2 pseudogenes are annotated in these 1,224 nt (G+C 74.0%); both read right to left on the bottom strand.

What is annotated here, in order from left to right:
• Positions 1 to 909, bottom strand: a pseudogene (locus G3I40_RS29160) (hypothetical protein); the annotation flags it as partial.
• Between the two features lie 107 nt (positions 910 to 1,016).
• Positions 1,017 to 1,224: pseudogene (locus G3I40_RS29155) on the bottom strand (hypothetical protein); the annotation flags it as partial.

The following is a 1,224-nucleotide window of genomic DNA, read 5'->3' as shown; positions in this document are numbered from 1 at the left end:
CTGCGCCAGCGGCCGCACCTGGCCCGTCACGCCGGACGCGAAGGACCCGACCTGCTGCCCGACGAGGCCCGTCGCGAACGGCGCGACGTCACCGACCGCACCGCCCGCGAGCCCGCCCACGTCACCGACGGCCCGGCCGGCGACGGGCAGCACGCCGTGCACGGCGGTGGCCGCGACGGGCGGCAGCACGGCGGTGGCGGTCTCGTCGACGACCGGGGAGGCGTTCGTCTGCACGGAGGCGACGGTCTGCTGCACGGAGGGGGCGGTCTGCCGCGCGTACGTGACAGCGTGCTGCGGGTACGCGTCGGTCTGCTGGGGCTGTCCGAGGGCGCCCGTTACGAGTCCGGCGGCGGTCTGGGCGTGCACCTGGGCGAACTGCACGGACGTGCGCACCTGGTCCCGCACCTGCTCGTCCGTCTGCTCCAGGACGTAGGAGAGGGACGGGACGTCCGCCCGGTCCTGCTGCGGGTGCTGCGACTGCTGGTGCGGGTGCTGCGACTGGAGCTCGGGCGCGAAGGCGTCGAGCGGGCCGAAGAGGTAGTCGACGTCGTCCTGCGCGGTGACGTGCGCGGCCGCGGCCCTGGTGGCGGAAGCGGCCTTCCTCGTGACGTTGTTGTCGGTGACCTTGTTCTCGGCGACCGTCGCCTTGGCCTTGTCGGTGACCTTGTCGGCAGCGGCCGTGGTGGCCTTGGCCTCGGGGGTGTCGCCGGCCTTGCCGGTGGCTCCCTGCGTCAGCTGCGACGCGGTGTCCTGCACGTCGCCGACGGTGTCAGCGGCATCGGCGGTCACGTCCGGTACGGACAGCGAGTGGGCGGGCAGTTCGTCGGCGCTGGCCACGGCCGAGCCGAGCGCCCAGGCGCCGCCCACGCCCGCGGCTATGACGATGGAGCGACGGAGGTTCTTGTTCATGAGTACGTGATTCCTTCGAATTCCGGCGAGGGGCCGGTGGGATTCCGGGTGTCGGACAGACCGGTTCCGCCCCCGCGCGACAGGTCACGCGCGGGGAACGGGCCGTCCTAGCCGGGGAATTCGGGAATCTCGCGATGCCGGTCGACGACCGGCGCGGGGGCGCCGGACGCGAACGCGCCGGGCACGAGCAGAACGGGCGCCTGAACGCCGAACGCCGCCGCATGCAGATCGCCGTGCCGCGTCGAACCAGCGTCACCCGCGGACGCGTTGGCCGCGGGTACGCCGTCGGGGCGCGACGGGGCGCCGGGCGTGGCC

Origin of the sequence: Streptomyces sp. SID14478, from assembly GCF_010548525.1 — a bacterium.
Classification (GTDB): domain Bacteria; phylum Actinomycetota; class Actinomycetes; order Streptomycetales; family Streptomycetaceae; genus Streptomyces.
This window is presented reverse-complemented; position numbering and strand designations above follow the sequence as displayed.